1 protein-coding gene is annotated in these 315 nt (G+C 63.8%); it reads right to left on the bottom strand.

Features of this window, described 5'->3' with window-relative positions; translation table 11 throughout:
• Positions 1-315, bottom strand: a 315-nt coding sequence (locus BG61_RS39055; protein WP_035943949.1) for an acyl-CoA dehydrogenase family protein, incomplete at both ends; no start/stop codon positions are given.

The raw sequence follows: 315 nt of genomic DNA, 5'->3' as shown, positions 1-315 counted from the left end.
TTCGGCAAATAACGCTGCTTCAGTTCGTCGGAACCCGCGGTCAGCAGGGCTTCGATGGCGCCGTCGGTCAGCAGCGGACACAGCGCGAACGACAGGTTGGCCGCGTTCATCATTTCGATGCAGGGCGTGGCAATCAGCTTCGGCAGCGCCTGTCCGCCGAATTCGGCCGGATGCATCACGCCTTGCCAGCCGCCTTCGCCGAACTGGCGGAACGCTTCCTTGAAGCCGGGCGTCGTGGTCACCTCACCGTTGGACCATGCGCTCGGGTTCCGGTCGCCTTCGAAGTTCAGCGGCGCCAGGATTTCGCCGTTGAAG

Origin of the sequence: Caballeronia glathei (assembly GCF_000698595.1) — a bacterium.
GTDB lineage: Bacteria > Pseudomonadota > Gammaproteobacteria > Burkholderiales > Burkholderiaceae > Caballeronia > Caballeronia glathei.
Note: the sequence above shows the minus strand (reverse complement) of the source record. Positions and strands in the feature narration are given on the sequence as shown.